This window comes from Aeromonas sp. QDB18, assembly GCF_027705325.1.
Lineage (GTDB): Bacteria > Pseudomonadota > Gammaproteobacteria > Enterobacterales > Aeromonadaceae > Aeromonas > Aeromonas caviae.
The window spans coordinates 1-16,033 of the sequence record NZ_JAPDBQ010000097.1; the positions used below are offsets into that span (position 1 = coordinate 1).

At 62.5% G+C, this 16,033-nt stretch carries 13 protein-coding genes and 1 riboswitch; of the genes, 8 read left to right on the forward strand and 5 right to left on the reverse strand.

Going from position 1 to position 16,033, the window contains the following annotated elements:
* Positions 1-110 precede the first annotated feature (110 nt).
* Positions 111-734, reverse strand: coding sequence for a TetR/AcrR family transcriptional regulator (locus tag OKC30_RS14350; RefSeq protein ID WP_010673155.1), 624 nt, complete (start codon positions 732-734; stop codon positions 111-113).
* Between the two features lie 405 nt (positions 735-1,139).
* Between OKC30_RS14350 and leuA the strand changes: the two genes are divergently transcribed.
* The 5 genes from leuA to OKC30_RS14375 all read left to right on the forward strand — a co-directional run bounded on the left by leuA (position 1,140) and on the right by OKC30_RS14375 (position 6,987).
* The gene (leuA, locus tag OKC30_RS14355; RefSeq protein WP_160838587.1) at positions 1,140-2,702 is read left to right on the forward strand and encodes a 2-isopropylmalate synthase; all 1,563 of its coding nucleotides are present in this window, start codon (positions 1,140-1,142) and stop codon (positions 2,700-2,702) included.
* Between the two features lie 111 nt (positions 2,703-2,813).
* A complete protein-coding gene (gene leuB / locus OKC30_RS14360) occupies positions 2,814-3,899 on the forward strand; it encodes a 3-isopropylmalate dehydrogenase (protein ID WP_039041178.1) in 1,086 nt (361 codons plus the stop codon).
* Positions 3,900-3,931: 32 nt separating this feature from the next.
* Complete coding sequence (leuC, locus tag OKC30_RS14365) at positions 3,932-5,329, forward strand: 3-isopropylmalate dehydratase large subunit (RefSeq protein WP_160838585.1); 1,398 nt, start codon at positions 3,932-3,934, stop codon at positions 5,327-5,329.
* A 16-nt stretch (positions 5,330-5,345) separates the two neighbouring features.
* Positions 5,346-5,945, forward strand: coding sequence for a 3-isopropylmalate dehydratase small subunit (gene leuD, locus OKC30_RS14370; RefSeq protein WP_039041180.1), 600 nt, complete (start codon positions 5,346-5,348; stop codon positions 5,943-5,945).
* A 112-nt stretch (positions 5,946-6,057) separates the two neighbouring features.
* A complete protein-coding gene (locus tag OKC30_RS14375; protein WP_042016676.1) occupies positions 6,058-6,987 on the forward strand; it encodes a hypothetical protein in 930 nt (309 codons plus the stop codon).
* Positions 6,988-7,038: 51 nt separating this feature from the next.
* On the opposite strand, the gene OKC30_RS14380 is transcribed toward OKC30_RS14375, so the two are convergent.
* Positions 7,039-7,329: a PilZ domain-containing protein gene (locus OKC30_RS14380; RefSeq protein WP_039041182.1), complete on the reverse strand. Its 291-nt coding sequence runs from the start codon at positions 7,327-7,329 to the stop codon at positions 7,039-7,041.
* A 91-nt stretch (positions 7,330-7,420) separates the two neighbouring features.
* Positions 7,421-7,511, forward strand: a riboswitch (TPP riboswitch).
* 83 nt (positions 7,512-7,594) lie between these two features.
* Here OKC30_RS14380 and thiB point away from each other — a divergent pair.
* The 3 genes from thiB (at position 7,595) to thiQ (ending at position 11,031) form a co-directional block, all read left to right on the forward strand.
* Positions 7,595-8,575 (forward strand): thiamine ABC transporter substrate binding subunit, encoded by a 981-nt coding sequence (thiB, locus tag OKC30_RS14385; RefSeq protein WP_160838583.1) that lies wholly within the window; start codon positions 7,595-7,597, stop codon positions 8,573-8,575.
* A complete protein-coding gene (gene thiP, locus OKC30_RS14390) occupies positions 8,551-10,179 on the forward strand; it encodes a thiamine/thiamine pyrophosphate ABC transporter permease (protein WP_202395143.1) in 1,629 nt (542 codons plus the stop codon). The genes thiB and thiP overlap by 25 nt, the downstream gene beginning before the upstream one ends.
* Positions 10,180-10,320: 141 nt before the next feature.
* Complete coding sequence (gene thiQ / locus OKC30_RS14395) at positions 10,321-11,031, forward strand: thiamine ABC transporter ATP-binding protein (RefSeq protein WP_160838581.1); 711 nt, start codon at positions 10,321-10,323, stop codon at positions 11,029-11,031.
* Positions 11,032-11,251: 220 nt separating this feature from the next.
* Here thiQ and OKC30_RS14405 read toward each other — a convergent pair whose 3' ends face one another.
* The 3 genes from OKC30_RS14405 to OKC30_RS14415 form a co-directional block, all read right to left on the reverse strand.
* Complete coding sequence (locus OKC30_RS14405) at positions 11,252-12,622, reverse strand: PhoH family protein (protein ID WP_160838579.1); 1,371 nt, start codon at positions 12,620-12,622, stop codon at positions 11,252-11,254.
* 426 nt (positions 12,623-13,048) lie between these two features.
* On the reverse strand, positions 13,049-13,732 hold the full coding sequence (locus OKC30_RS14410) for a TSCPD domain-containing protein (RefSeq protein WP_010673144.1): 684 nt from the start codon (positions 13,730-13,732) through the stop codon (positions 13,049-13,051).
* 9 nt (positions 13,733-13,741) lie between these two features.
* Positions 13,742-15,889: an adenosylcobalamin-dependent ribonucleoside-diphosphate reductase gene (locus OKC30_RS14415; RefSeq protein WP_010673143.1), complete on the reverse strand. Its 2,148-nt coding sequence runs from the start codon at positions 15,887-15,889 to the stop codon at positions 13,742-13,744.
* Between the last annotated feature and the right edge of the window lie 144 nt (positions 15,890-16,033).

The window sequence follows — 16,033 nt, forward strand, 5'->3', positions numbered from 1 at the left end:
ACCCAACAAGGAGTTTCGGATTCTTACACAGCCTGAGGATCGGTCAATGGATCCTTAACTGATCGGCATTAGGGCCCAGGGGCCCTTTTTCATCCGTCATCCCGAAAAAGTCAGTTCAGGGCACCGCGCAGGCCGTTTTCCATCAGGCGGCAGTTGTGGGCCGCGAGGCGGCTCATGAAGTGCTCGTCCACCGTCAGACCAAACACCTGTTCGTAGAGATCCTTCATCACGAAAGGCTGCCACATCATGCTGAGGAAAGAGATCTTCAGCATCTCAGGGTCCAGGTTGTCCGCCAGCTGGCCGTTGGAGCGCATGGATTCGAGCAGGGCATCGAACTGGGGAAGTTGGCGATCCAGCAGGCGGCTCAGCACAAAATCACGCCCCGGGCTCTTTTCGGTGGACAATGCGCTGGAGATGGCGGAGGTCAGCTCGCTGTTGGGCGCCATCACCTGATAGTAGGTGTTGAGCAGATCGGTCAGGCTGCGGTTGCTGCTCTCGTCGTGCCAGGCTTGCTCAAGGGGCTCGGCCACATCCCCCAGCACCGCCTTGTAGAGGCCTTCCTTGCTGCCGAAGTAGTAGTGGATCATCGCCAGATTGGAGCCTGCCAGCTCGGCAATCTCGCGGGTCGTCACCTTGCTGTAGGGGGTGTTGAGAAAACGTTCGCGTGCGGCGGCAAGCAGCTTGTCACGAATGTCGGAACGTCCGACTGGACGGCCAGGTCTGCGTTTTTCCATGGAATACCTCAGATAATTCAGCAAGGGCTGATAAGTCGATCTGATTGTGCGGGTGATCGAGTACAGCAGGAATGACCAGATAATCAGGCATGAACCGAATATGGGACAAGAGAATTTGCACTCCTTTACAATCCGATTAAATAAACCAGTGGATTGAACCTGTCCATTCCGGTTGACACAGCATAAAAATCTCGTTATTGGTAGTAGCGTTATCGACTGGAAGGATTGAGACATCATGCGTATTGCCGCCCCGCTACTACTGCTCTCCCTAATCGCGACTCCTCGCGCGGGATCCTTGTAGCCGGGCTAAGGCATAGCCGGAATTTACAGAAACCCGTGCACCCCGCACGGGTTTTTTTATGCCATGCAGGATGCACGCACCGAACTTAGGAAGAGGGAAGTCACATGTCAGATCGAGTCATCATATTCGATACCACCTTGCGTGATGGCGAGCAGGCGCTGTCGGCCAGCTTGACGGTCAAGGAGAAGCTGCAGATTGCCCAGGCGCTGGAACGGCTCGGTGTCGACATCATGGAAGTGGGTTTCCCCGTCTCCTCCCCCGGCGATTTTCAATCGGTGCAGACCATAGCCCGCCACATCAAGAACAGCCGGGTCTGCGCCCTGGCTCGCGCCCTGCAAAAAGACATCGACGCCGCCGGCGAGGCCTTGAAAGTGGCCGAGGCGTTTCGCATCCACACCTTCATCTCCACCTCGTCCATCCACGTGGAGAGCAAGCTGAAGAAGAGCTTCGAAGACGTGCTGGAGATGGGGGTCGGCGCCATCAAGCACGCCCTGCGCTACACCGACGACGTGGAGTTCTCCTGCGAGGATGCGGGTCGTACACCGATCGACAACCTCTGCCGCATGGTGGAGGCCGCCATCAAGGCCGGCGCCCGCACCATCAACATTCCGGACACCGTGGGCTACACGGTGCCGACCGAATTTTCCGGCATCATCCACACCCTGTTCAACCGGGTGCCGAACATCGACAAGGCCATCATCTCGGTGCACTGCCACGACGATCTGGGCCTCTCGGTGGCGAACTCCATCGGCGCCGTGCAGATGGGGGCCCGCCAGATCGAGTGCACCATCAACGGCATCGGCGAGCGGGCGGGCAACTGCTCCCTGGAAGAGGTGGCGATGATCCTGAAAACCCGCGCCGACCTGCTCGGGGTGCACACCAACATCCGCCACCACGAGATCCACCGCACCAGCACCCTCGTCAGCCAGCTCTGCAACATGCCGGTGCAGCCCAACAAGGCGATCGTCGGGGCCAACGCCTTCTCCCACAGCTCCGGCATCCATCAGGATGGGGTGCTCAAGGCAAAGAACACCTACGAAATCATCACCCCCGAGAGCATCGGCCTCACCCAGAACAACCTCAACATGACCTCCCGCTCCGGCCGCCACGTCATCAAGCACCGGATGGAGTCCATGGGCTACGCCGAGAGCAGCTACGACCTCGACGATCTCTACGCCAAGTTCCTCACCCTGGCCGACAAGAAGGGCCAGGTGTTCGACTACGACCTGGAGGCCCTCGCCTTCTTCAGCCAGATCCACGAGGAGCCCGAGCACTTCAAGCTGGAGTACCTCGGCGTGCAGAGCGGCAGCTCGGTGCTCGCCACCGCCTCGGTCAAGCTCAAGGTAGGCCAGGATCTGGTGTGCGAGGCCGCCACCGGCAATGGCCCGGTGGATGCGGTCTACCAGTGCATCAACCGCATCACCGGCTACGAGATCCGCATCGATAAATACGAACTCAAGGGCAAGGGCGAGGGCAAGAACGCCCTCGGCCAGGTGGACATCGTCGCCGAGTACAAGGGGCGTAAGTTCCACGGCATGGGGCTGGCCACCGACATCATCGAATCCTCGGCCCAGGCCCTGGTCCACGTGATCAACAGCATCTGGCGCGCGGACCAGGTGGCCGAGCAGATGGAGCGCAACCACACCATCAAATCGGAAACCGTCTGAGCCCGCCGCCGGACAAGATGACAGCATGACATGGGGAGGACCGGGGCCAGGGCAGTGGCCCGGACCGGCCTCCCGGATGAAACGGAATCACACTATCAAGACGGAGAGAGTATGAGCAGTTATCGGATCGCAGTATTGCCGGGTGACGGCATTGGCCCGGAAGTGATGGCTGAGGCCATCAAGGTACTGGAAAAGGTGCAGACCAAATTCGGCTTCTCCCTCGACTATGACCGTCACGACGTCGGCGGCATCGCCATCGACAACCACGGCACACCGCTGCCCCAGAGCACGATCAAAGGCTGCGAAGCGGCCGATGCGGTGCTGTTCGGATCGGTGGGTGGCCCCAAGTGGGAGCACCTGCCGCCCAACGATCAGCCGGAGCGCGGTGCCCTGCTGCCCCTGCGTGCCCACTTCAAACTGTTCTGCAACCTGCGCCCGGCCCGCATCTACACCGGTCTGGAGCAGTTCTCCCCGCTGCGTGCCGACATCTCCGATCGCGGCTTCGACATCGCCTGCGTGCGCGAGCTGACCGGCGGCATCTATTTCGGCCAGCCCAAGGGGCGTGAAGGGGAAGGCGCCACCGAGAAGGCCTTCGACACCGAGGTGTACCACCGCTTCGAGATCGAGCGCATCGCCAAGATAGCGTTTGAATCGGCCCGGGTGCGCAAGTCCAGGGTCACCTCCATCGACAAGGCCAACGTGCTCGCCTCCTCCATCCTGTGGCGCGAGGTGGTGACCGAGGTCGCCAAGTCCTACCCGGACGTGGCCCTGAACCACATGTACATCGACAACGCCACCATGCAGCTCATCAAGGATCCGTCCCAGTTCGACGTGCTGCTCTGCTCCAACCTGTTCGGTGACATCCTCTCCGACGAGTGTGCCATGATCACCGGCTCCATGGGCCTGCTCCCCTCCGCCAGCCTCAACGAATCCGGCTTCGGCCTGTTCGAGCCGGCCGGTGGCTCGGCCCCGGATATCGCCGGCAAGGGGATTGCGAATCCCATCGCCCAGATCCTCTCCGCCGCCCTGATGCTGCGTTACAGTCTCGGCCAGGAAGCCGCCGCCCAGGCCATCGAGCAGGCCGTGGCCCAGACCCTGGCAGAAGGCTATTTCACCGCCGACCTGCATCAGGCCAGCGCCACGCACCCGGTGCAGAGCACGGCCGACATGGGCAGCCAGATCGCCGCGCGCATCTGATCCCACGGCATCGATAACAAGGAAACCGAGCAATGTCCAAGACCCTCTATCAGAAAGTGTTCGACGCCCACGTGGTGCGGGAAGTGGAAGGGGAAACCCCTCTCATCTACATCGACCGTCATCTGGTGCATGAAGTGACCAGCCCCCAGGCATTCGACGGCCTGCGCGCCATGAACCGCCAGCTGCGTCGCCCGGATCTGACCTGGGCCACCATGGATCACAACGTCTCCACCACCACCAAGGACATCGCCGCCTCCGGCGAGATGGCCCGCATCCAGATGGAGACACTCGCCGCCAACTGCAAGGCGTTCGGGGTTCGTCTCTATGACTTGAACCACAAGTACCAGGGCATCGTCCACGTGATGGGCCCCGAGCTCGGCATCACATTGCCCGGCACCACCATCGTCTGCGGTGACTCCCACACCGCCACCCACGGCGCCTTCGGGTCGCTCGCATTCGGTATCGGCACCTCCGAAGTGGAACACGTGATGGCCACCCAGACCCTGAAACAGGGCCGTGCCAGGACCATGCGTATCTCTGTCAACGGCAAGCTGGCCGCAGGCATCAGCGCCAAAGACGTGGTGCTCGCCATCATCGGCAAGGTGGGTCATGCAGGCGGGACCGGCTACGTGGTGGAGTTCGCCGGTGAAGCCATCGAGGGGCTCACCATGGAAGGGCGCATGACGGTGTGCAACATGGCCATCGAGCTCGGCGCCAAAGCGGGCATGATTGCCCCCGACCAGACCACCATCGACTACATCCGTGACAAGGAGTTCGCTCCCAAGGGGGAGGAGCTGGAACAGGCCATCGCCTACTGGCTGACCCTCAAGAGCGACGAAGGTGCCCACTTCGACGCCGAAGTGGTGCTCGACGCCGCCGACATCGCCCCGCAAGTGACCTGGGGCACCAACCCGGGCCAGGTGATTGCCGTCAATGAGCCCATCCCTGCACCGGAATCCTTCGCCGATCCGGTGGAGCAGCAGTCCGCCCGCAAGGCCCTCGCCTACATGGACCTGCAACCGGGCCAGAAGCTCTCCGACGTGGCCATCGACAAGGTGTTCATCGGTTCGTGCACCAACAGCCGCATCGAGGATCTGCGCGCGGCTGCCGCCATCGCCCGCGGTCGCAAGGTGGCCGCCGGGGTACAGGCCCTGGTGGTGCCGGGCTCCGAGCAGGTGAAGGCCCAGGCCGAGGCCGAGGGGCTGGACAAGATCTTCATCGAGGCAGGCTTTGAGTGGCGTTTGCCCGGCTGCTCCATGTGTCTGGCCATGAACAACGACCGGCTGCAACCGGGGGAGCGCTGCGCCTCCACCAGCAACCGCAACTTCGAGGGGCGTCAGGGTCGTGCCGGTCGCACCCACCTGGTGAGCCCGGCCATGGCCGCCGCCGCCGCCGTCACCGGCCGCTTCGCCGACATTCGTGCGCTGTAACGACAAGGAGAACATGATGACAGGTTTCAAACAGCATAAAGGGATCGTCGTTCCCCTCGACAGCGCCAACGTCGACACCGACGCCATCATTCCCAAGCAGTTCCTGCAGAAAGTGAACCGCATCGGCTTTGGCAAGCACCTGTTCCACGACTGGCGCTTTCTGGACGATGCAGGGGAGCAGCCCAACCCGGAGTTCGTGCTGAACAAGCCGCAATTCGCCGGTGCCAGCATCCTGCTGGCCCGCGAGAACTTCGGCTGCGGCTCGAGTCGCGAGCACGCCCCCTGGGCGCTGGCGGACTACGGCTTCAAGACCATGATCGCCCCGAGCTTTGCCGACATCTTCTACGGCAACGCCATCAACAACGGCATGGTGCCGGTTCGTCTGAAGGAGGAGGAGGTCGACGCCCTGTTCCAGCTGGTCGCCGCCCAGCCGGGCATCGAGATCGAAGTGGATCTGGAGGCCAACCAGGTGCGTGCAGGCAGCCTCACGTTCGGCTTCGAAATCGACGAGTTCCGTCGCTACTGTCTGCTCAACGGGCTGGATGCCATCGGTCTGACCCTGCAGCATGAGGCCGCCATCAGCGCCTTCGAGGCGAAGCAGCCAAGCTGGATTTGACGAGCCTGCGACAAGAAAGCGAGTAGAATCAACAGGGAGCCGAGGCTCCCTGTTTTATTGTCGGGTCGCTGTACAAAGCCCGCCACCTCTGCATGTCCGACAGGAGACACCTATGTCCGCAAGGGGCGCCCTTTCATTGCTCTGCCTGCTGCTCAGCCTCCCGGCCCTGGGCGGGCAGACCTCTTTCACCAACAGTGGCGGTCAGCTCAACGTCGGCTGGCAGGACAGAGAGGGCAAGGCGCAGCAGCTCAGCTACCGGCTGGAGGCGGGCAAGTTGCCCCCTCTCATCGCTTACCGTCCGGCCAGGATGCAGGAAGACGTACTGCAAAGCCTGCTGCAACAGGCCCCCCTGGCGTTCCCCGAGGTGCAGTTCTCCCTCGTGCGCCCCGCCATGAGCCTCAGCATCAAGAGCCGCAACGCCGACAAGGCGCGGGAAGCCTCCCAATGGGTCAAGCCCGAGCAGGCCAAACTGGAGGCTGCCTGGCTCACGCAACACTACTTCCAGCCCTTCACTGCCCCCGACGGCGCTCCCGCCATCAAGCAGGATCATGTGCGCATCGCCCTGGAGAGCCGGGACGAACTGGCCCCGTTGATGGAGCAGCTCAAGCAGGAAGGGGCCACCGAGACCGAGGCGCGCCAAAAGACGGTGGCCCACATGCTCGACTTCATCCAGGCCATCCCCTATCAACTGCTCGACAGCCAGTCGGGCCGCTCTGGCAAGGGGTTTCTGAGCCCGCGCCAGGTGCTGGAGCAGAACCGGGGGGATTGCGACAGCAAGGTGACCCTGATGGCCGCCCTGCTGGCCCAGGGGTATCCCGATCTCAAGCAGGCCATGGTGTTCGTGCCGGGACACGCCCTGCTGGGGGTGGCCCTGCCAGCCAAACCGGGGGAGGCCACCTTGAGCCGGGCGGGGGAGACCTACCTCCTGATGGAGCCGACCGGCCCGGCCCAGCTGCCCATGGGCCAGCTCGCGCCCACCAGCAAGACGCTGGTCGACAGCGGCCAGTTGAGCGTGCAGCCGGTGCAGGATGAGGGGAAATGAGACAGGCCAGCCCATGGCTGGCCTGTCTCGAGGAGGACGGGCGCCCGGGTCTCAGGTGAGGGAGAGAAACTCCAGCGCCAGCAGGAGACCGTCTTCTTCCTCCAGCACCCGCACGATGCGAGCCTGGGCCTCGAAGGGAGGCAGAAGATTGCTGCTGGTCGCCAGGCTCACCCGGATGGGCTGGGCCAGATCGAACGCGTGCTTGTTCACCTCGACGCCCATGCCGTTGGCGCTGAGATCCCGGCAGACCCCCTCCAGCACCTGCTGATGCTGGAACAGGGTGACGGGGGCATTGATGACCATGCGCTGGAAGGCACGTCTTTCCTTGGTGCTGGTGATCACTGGGGACTTCCTCCTTGGTGGTGGCTCGCACGATGCGGCCCGTGAAACATAGTGCTGGCCTCCCCCCAGGAACGCCAATACAATGCGATGCGTTGCTCAAACGGGGTGCGGTTTACCGCTGAGATTATACCCGTGAACCTGATCCAGATAATGCTGGCGGAGGAATTTGAGGCATGGCGCGCGTTTTTTGTGCCCTCATCCGCCGGCGCTCACCACACGCGAGGTGCCATTGATGAGCACCCCGACATCCACAGGAGTGCCATTGATGAAGACCCTGCTGCTGATCGCCACCAGCCTGCTCTCTGCCCAGGCGTTTGCCGCCGACACCCTCACCGTCTACACCTACGGCTCCTTCGCCGCCGAATGGGGGCCGGGTCCCAAGATCAAGCAGGCCTTCGAGAAGGAGTGCGGCTGCATCCTCAATCTGGTACCCCTCGAGGATGGCGTCGCCATCCTCAACCGCCTGCGGCTGGAAGGCCAGCACAGCAAGGCCGACATGGTGCTGGGGCTGGACGATGCCCTCATCAGCGAAGCCAAGCAGAGCGGCCTGTTCGCCCCCCATTCCACCAAGCTCGATGGCCTCAAGGTACCGGGTGGCTGGCAGGACGACACCTTTGTCCCCTATGACTACGGCTACTTCGCCTTCGTCTATGACAGCAACAAGCTCAAGCAGCCCCCCAAGAGCCTGAAGGAGCTGGTGGCACGTCCCGATATCAAGGTGCTCTATCAGGATCCCCGCACCTCCACCCCGGGTCAGGGCCTGATGCTCTGGATGAAGTCGGTCTACGGGGATGAGGCACCGACCGCCTGGGCGCAACTGGCCAAAAAGACGGTCACCGTCACCAAGGGGTGGTCAGAGGCCTACGGCATGTTCCTCGACGGCGAGGCGGACATGGTGCTCTCCTACACCACCTCCCCCGCCTATCACCTGATTGCCGAGAGCAAACCCCAGTACCGGGCGGCCGCGTTCGAGGAGGGTCACTACCGCCAGGTGGAAGTAGCCGCCAAGCTCAAGGGCGCCACACAGGGCAAACTGGCTGACCAGTTCCTGCAATTCATGGTGAGCCCCGCCTTCCAGAACGAGATCCCCGGCGGCAACTGGATGTATCCGGTGACAGACGTGGCGCTGCCCAAGGGGTTCGAACAGATGATCACCGTAGCTAAGCCACTCACCTTCAGCTCTGACGAGGTGGCCGCCAACCGCAAGGGGTGGATCCGCGAATGGCTGCAAGCCGTCACCCAGTGAGTTCAGGTCGTCGCACCCTCTGGTGGCTGCCCGGCAGTGCCGCCACCCTGGTCATCCTGCTGCTCTCCATTGGGCCGCTGGTCGCCCTGTTGTGGCAGGCGGGGGCCCTCTCCCCCCGCGCCCTGCTAGGCGATCCCTACCTGCGCCACGTGCTGGGTTTCAGCCTCTGGCAGGCACTGCTCTCCACCCTGCTGAGCCTGGGGCTTGCCATCCCGGTGGCCAGAGCCCTGGCGCGACGCCGTTTCACCGGACGCCGCCTGCTGCTCAAGCTATTCGGCCTCTCCCTGGTGTTGCCGGTCATCATCGCCATCTTCGGCATGGTGGCGGTGCACGGTCGTCAGGGCTGGCTGCCGCAACTGCTGCACGGCCTGGGCCTGGATCCCGGCAACTATCTCTACGGCCTGTTCGGCATCCTGCTGGCCCATGTCTTCTTCAACATGCCGCTGGCCGCCCGCCTCATCCTGCAGAGCATAGAGAGCATCCCCGAGTCCTCCTGGCGCCTCGCCAGTCAGCTCGGCATGCGCTCCTCCCACATCTTCCGGCTGCTGGAGTGGCCGCTCATCCGCGGCATCTTGCCGGGGCTCGCCAGCCTCATCTTCATGCTCTGCTTCACCAGCTTCACCACAGTGCTGGCGCTCGGGGGCGGCCCCAAGTCCACCACACTGGAGGTAGCTGTCTACCAGGCGCTGCGCTTTGACTTCGATCTCGCCACCGCTGGCGGGCTCGCCCTGGTGCAACTGCTGCTGACCCTGGCCCTGCTCCTGCTGCAACACAAGCTGCAGACCACCCCGGCCAGTCGCCTCACCAGCCGTCGCCCCTGCCTGCGTCCCGACAGACACCAGAAGGGCTGCGCGCTGGTGGATGGCCTGGCCCTGACCATGGGGCTCGCCATCTTCCTGCCGCCCCTGCTGGCCATCGTGGTCGCCGGGTTCAACCCCGGTCTGCTGGCGGCGCTCGGCTCACCCCGGCTGTGGCAAGCAGGGGGGCAGTCCCTGGGCATAGCCCTGGCGGCGGGCTCCCTGGCCACTTTGCTCGGCGCCGGGCTGCTGCTCACCAGCCGACATCTGAGGGTGCGGGATCGCAAACGGCGGGCCGCCGCCCTGTGGGAGGCCAGCGGCTCCATGATCCTGATGATCCCGGCGGTGGTGCTCTCCACCGGCCTCTTCATCCTGTTCATGCCTTTCACCGACGTCTTTGCCCTGGGCCCCTGGCTGGTGGTGCTGGTCAACGCCCTGATGGCGCTGCCCTATGTGCTGCGCACCCTCTCGGCCCCCATGCAACTGGTGGTGCGCCAGTACGATAGGCTGGCGGACAGCCTGGGGGTGCGCGGCCTGCATCGCCTGCGCCTGGTGGAGTGGCCCCTGCTGCGCCGTCCGCTGGCCCTGGCCATGGCGCTCTCGATGATATTGTCCCTAGGGGATCTCGGGGCCATCGCCATGTTCGGCAGCCAGACCCTCACTACCCTGCCCTGGCTGCTCTATCAGCAGCTCGGCAGCTACCGGCTGACCGAGGCGGCCGCCACCGCCCTGCTGCTGCTCACCCTCTGCTTCTCCCTGTTCTGGCTGGTGGAGCGGGGACTGGGAGGCAGGCATGTGGATCACTGATCCCCGGCGGCATTGCCGCCTCCCCGCCCCCAGGATCCGGCTGGGCACGTCCCTGGGGCGCCCCTTGGGGCAGTCACTCACGCTGCCTTTCATCAATTTTTCTTACTTGTTGTTCTATAAAACGACATTCAGGAGCCAAACATGCTGGTAATTGAGGAACTGGTCACCAGTTATCCCGACTGGCGGGTGACCTTCAGTGCGACCTTGCCCAAAGGGGAGATCACCGCCCTCATCGGTCCGAGCGGCGCCGGCAAGTCCACCCTGCTCGGCATGATCGCGGGCTTCGTGCCGGTGGAGTCGGGCACCCTCACCTTCGACGGCCAGGATCTGCTGTCACTGGGCCCCGCCGAGCGCCCGGTCACCACCCTGTTCCAGGATCACAACCTCTTCCTGCACCTGTCGGTGTTCGACAACATCGCCATCGGCCTGCATCCCGGCCTGCGCTTGAATCCGGCCCAAAAAAGGCTGGTGCAGGAGGCCGCTGACAAGGTGGGCCTGGGGGAGATGCTGACGCGCCTGCCGGAGCAGCTCTCCGGCGGCCAGCAGCAGCGGGTGGGGCTGGCCCGCGCCCTGGTGCGGGGCAGGCCGCTGCTGCTGCTGGACGAGCCCTTCTCGGCCCTCGATCCGGCCCTGCGCCGGGAGATGCTGGCGGAGGTCGCCCGCCTCGCCTGCGAGCAGGACATCACCGTGCTGATGGTCTCTCACAACCCCGAGGATGCCCAGCTCATCGCCGATCAGGTGCTCTTCATCGACGCGGGACGCATCGCCTTGCAGGGCAAGCCGGATATCCTGCACAGCAGCGATCACCCCGGGCTGCTGCGCTACCTGGGCCGCGCTCTGGCGCCACAGTGAAGGGCTGACAAGCAGATGGTCTCTCCCTGTCGTTCCTAGGACGATGCCCTTCATCGACGCGGGACGCATCGCCTTGCAGGGCAAGCCGGATATCCTGCACAGTAGCGATCACCCCGGGCTGCTGCGCTACCTGGGCCGACCGAGAGAGGCATGAGATAGGCGGGATCAAAAAAGGGGAAGCCGTCCGGCTTCCCCTTTCTCATGCAGAGATCCCGTCAAATCAGAGATTTTCCTCGGCGAACGAAGCCAGCCTGCTGCGCACCACCCCGTTCAGGAAGATGTTGGCACTGCCGTCGAAGTCCTTGAACCGCTCGACGATGTAGGTCAGACCCGAGGTCACCGGGCTCAGGTAGTTGGAGTCGATCTGAGCCAGGTTGCCGGAGCAGACGATCTTGGTCCCCTCCCCGCAGCGGGTGATGATGGTCTTGATCTGGGACGCGGTCAGGTTCTGGCACTCGTCCAGCAGCACGAAGGTGTTCTGGATGCTGCGCCCGCGCATGAAGTTGACCGATTTGAACTGGATATTGGCCTTCTCCATGATGTAGCTGAGCGACCCGCTCATGTTCTCGTCCTGCTTGTGCAGCACCTCCAGGGTGTCGGTCACCGCCGCCAGCCAAGGCATCATCTTCTCTTCTTCGGTCCCGGGCAGGAAGCCGATGCTCTCGGCAATTTCCGGGGTATTGCGGGTGACGATCACCTTCTCGTAGATCCCCTTCTCGATCACCAGCTCCAGCGCCGCCGCCATGGCAAGCAGGGTCTTGCCGCAGCCCGCCGGGCCGGTCAGGATCACCAGGTCGATGTGCGGATCCAGCAGGGCATCCAGCGCCATGCCCTGATAGACGTTCTTGGGATGCACCCCCCAGGCCTTGCGGGACATCAGCCGCTCGCGGCCGAGATCTTTCAGGCGGATCTTGTTGCCGTCGTGGCTCAGTACCCGCGCGGCAAAGAAGTTCTCCTCGTCCAGCAGGTACTGGTTGACGTGCACCCCCTCCAGCAGGTTCGAGTCGATCACATGCACTGTGTCGCGGCCATGGGTCTCGCTGTCGCACTCGCCGACCCGCTCCCAGAAGCTGCCGGGCACCACCTGGAAGCCCTTGGCGAGCAGGCGGATGTCGTCGATGAGCTGGTCGCTGCGGTAATCCTCCACATGGGCAAGACCTGCTCCCTTGGCCTTGAGGCGCATGTTGATGTCTTTGGTGACCAGCACCACCTGACGCTTCATCTCGTGCTTTTGCAGGTAGAGGGCGGCGTTGATGATGCGGTTGTCCGCCTCCTTGTCGGTGAACACCTCGGCATCCTGGGGCAGATGGTGATCGCTGAAGATGGAGATACGGCCGCTCGCCTCGCCGGCCAGTGCCACTCCTTGCACTATCTGCTCCGGAGTCGCATCGCGGAAGACATCTTCCAGGGCACGGATGGCGATGCGGGCATCACGGCTGACGTCCTTCTGGCGATCCTTGATGTTGTCGAGCTCTTCGAGCACCGTCATGGGGATGAGCACGTCGTGCTCTTTGAAGGAGTAGATGGCGAGGGGTTCGTGAAGCAGAACGTTGGTATCCAGGATAAACAGCTTTCGGTCCGTGTTGTCCATAAGCATCCTCCTTGGCACTGAAGGTGCCACGTGTGTGAATCTCAGATGTCATTGAAACCACACGGCCGTGACAGTTTTATTACCCCCAACGCTACGCCCGAATTTACCGGTGCGCAACAAATCGCTGCCATCATGGGCGTCGTTCGAACATAAAAAATTAGCAACGAAAAGGCCGGCATGTCGCCCAATGCTGTTCAGATAAGCACTTTTTTGACTGATTATTCATAAATTGGATTTGAGTTGAGGGGGCAAGGCTGTGTCCAGTCGATCTTCCTCCAGCCTTTATCCAGCGGGGCTTGCAATAGAAAGAGGGAGGCATCATGCCTCCCTCGCTTTTTTGTCCTGATACTACGTGGACTGGAACTCAAATTCTCTTAAGTGAACAGCATTGCGGCATGTCGCCGGCCTTAGGTGGCAATCAGCACCTCAACCGCACTTGGAATCCCCGCAGTTGAGACAGGTCATGCAGCCATCCTTTTGCACCAGCGCCTTGGTGTGGCACTTGTAGCAGAGCGCGGCACTGGGTGGGAAACCGCTGCCCGCCGGCTGCTCTTCTGCCTGTTGCTGTGCCTGCAATTGCGCCTGCTTCTCGGCCAGGAACGCCTGCTGGTGCTCGTCCAGCCCGGGCACCTTGAGCATGCCGATCTCGGTGAGATGGGTTTCGATCACGTTGCCAATTTCAGCGATGAGCGAAGGCACGTACTTGCCCTTGTTCCAGTAGCCCCCCTTGGGATCGAACACGGAGCGCAACTCCTCCACCAGAAAGGTGACGTCCCCTCCCTTGCGAAACACCGCCGAGATGATGCGGGTCAGCGCCACTATCCACTGATAGTGCTCCAGGCTCTTGGAGTTGATGAAGATCTCGAACGGGCGCCGGGTCTCGTGCACCGTACCCTCGTTGAGAATGATGTCGTTGATGGTGATGAACAGCGAGTGCTCGGAGACATGCTCCGGCGTTTTCAGCTTGTAGGTGGTGCCCATCAACCGCTCCGGGCGCAACACGGTTTCATGCATGTGCACCACGTCATCCTGGGGCGTCGGCGCATCTTGCGGCTCATCCCGGGTTTTTACCTTGTAGGCGACGATTTTTCTGTCGATCTTCTTGACCATGTCTCGTCCTCAGAACTTGCCGTAATAGCCTTCTTTCAAGGCGTCATAGAGGTTGGCGGCGGTGTGCAGCTCGCCATCGTATTCGATCTCCTCGTTCCCCTTCGCCGTGATGACGGTGCCATCCTCCAGGGTGAACTCGTAACTGGTGTTCTCCAGATCCTTCTCCTTCACCAGCACGCCCTGGAAGGCGGCCGGGTTGAAGCGGAAGGTGGTACAGCCCTTGAGGCCGGAGTCCGAAGCATAGAGGTAGATATCCTTGAACTGCTCGAACGGAAAATCGGTCGGCACGTTGGCGGTCTTGGAGATGGAGGAGTCAATCCAGCGCTGGGCCGCCGCCTGGATATCCACGTGCCCGGTCGGCGTGATGTCGTCCGCGGTGATGAAGTAATCCGGCAGGCGGCTACCTTCCTCCTCGGCATAGGGCATGGCGGCCGGGTTCACCAGCTCGCGATAGGCCAGCAGCTCGAAAGAGTAGACATCCACGCTCTCCTTGCTCTTCTTGCCCGGTTTGATGACATTGCGGCTGTAGTGGTGGGCAAAGCTCGGCTCGATGCCATTGCTGGCGTTGTTGGCGAGCGACAGGGAGATGGTGCCGGTCGGCGCTATGCTGCTGTGGTGGGTGAAGCGTCCGCCCACCTCGGCCAGCTCGGCCACCAGAGCGGGATCCACTTCGGCCACCTGCTGCATGTAGCGGCTGTAGCGGGCATGCAACACCTTGCCCTTCACCTTGTCGCCGAGCTTGATGCCATCTGCCGCCATTTCGGGGCGCAGACGCAGCATCTTGCCGGTGACTTCGAACTCCTGCTCCATGATGGGGGCCGGCCCCTTCTCCTTCGCCAGACGCAGAGACTCCTGCCAGCCGGTCATCGCCAGCTCCTGGGAGACCTGTTCGGTGAAGGCGACGGAGGCCGCAGAGCCGTACTTGATGCGCAGCATGGTGAGGGTCGAGCCCAGCCCCAGGAAGCCCATGCCGTGGCGACGCTTGGCGGTGATCTCCTCGCGCTGCTTGGCCAGCGGCAGCTGGTTTATCTCCACCACGTTGTCGAGCATGCGGGTGAAGATGGCCACCACCTTGCGAAACGCGGGCCAGTCGAAGGCGGCCTGCTCGGTGAAGGGATCGCGCACGAAGGTGGTCAGGTTGACCGAGCCCAGCAGGCAGGCCCCATAGGGCGGCAGAGGCTGTTCACCGCAGGGGTTGGTGGCACGGATCTCTTCGCAGAACCAGTTGTTGTTCATCTGGTTCACCTTGTCGATCAGGATGAAACCGGGTTCCGCATAGTCGTAGGTAGAGGTCATGATGACGTTCCACAGCTTGCGCGCGGGCAGGGTCTTGTAGACCTTGCAGGCCACCTGACCCAGCTCGTTGATCACCACACCCTCCTTGTTGGGCCAGTCCGCCCAGACCACCCTCGCAGGGTCATCCAGCGCGATGCCATCCTGCTCCACCTCCTTGGCGGTGTAGGGGAAGATCAGTTGCCAGGGGGCATCCTCCTTCACCGCACTGACGAACTCTTCCGTGATGAGCAGGGAGAGGTTGAATTGACGCAGGCGACCATCCTCCCGCTTGGCCTGGATGAACTCGACGACATCGGGGTGACGGATATCCATGGTGCCCATCTGGGCGCCACGACGGCCACCGGCAGAGGAGACGGTAAAGCACATCTTGTCGTAGATATCCATGAAGGAGAGCGGCCCGGAGGTATAGGCCCCCGCTCCCGAGACGAAGGCTCCGCGCGGTCGCAGGGTCGAGAAGTCGTAACCGATGCCGCAACCCGCCTTCAGGGTCAGCCCCGCCTCGTGCACCTTGCCGAGGATATCGTCCATCGAATCCTCAATGGTGCCGGAGACGGTGCAGTTGATGGTGGAGGTCGCCGGCTTGTGCTCAAACGCCCCGGCGTTGGAGGTGATACGGCCCGCCGGAATGGCACCATTGCGCAGGGCCCACAGGAAGGGTTCATACCAGGTGTCGGGTTCGCGCTCCTGCGCAGCCAGCGCGCGAGCGACACGCTGGTAGGTCTCGTCGATGGAGCCGTCGATGGGGGCGCCATCCTTGCTCTTGAGACGATACTTGCTGTCCCAGATCTCGAGAGACGTCTCCTGCAGAGGGATCTGGCGGCTGGCGGTGACGCCCTCCAGTACCGGAATGGATTTAGCCATGGTCAATCAACCTCCTGTGAATGGGGCAATATCGTGACAAGAATACTACCAGTAGTAAATTTAAGAACTTATACCAATCAGATTAAAGATGTGATCTAATTGCTCTATTCTGGTTTCACTGTACTCAGTATGTCCGATCCAATC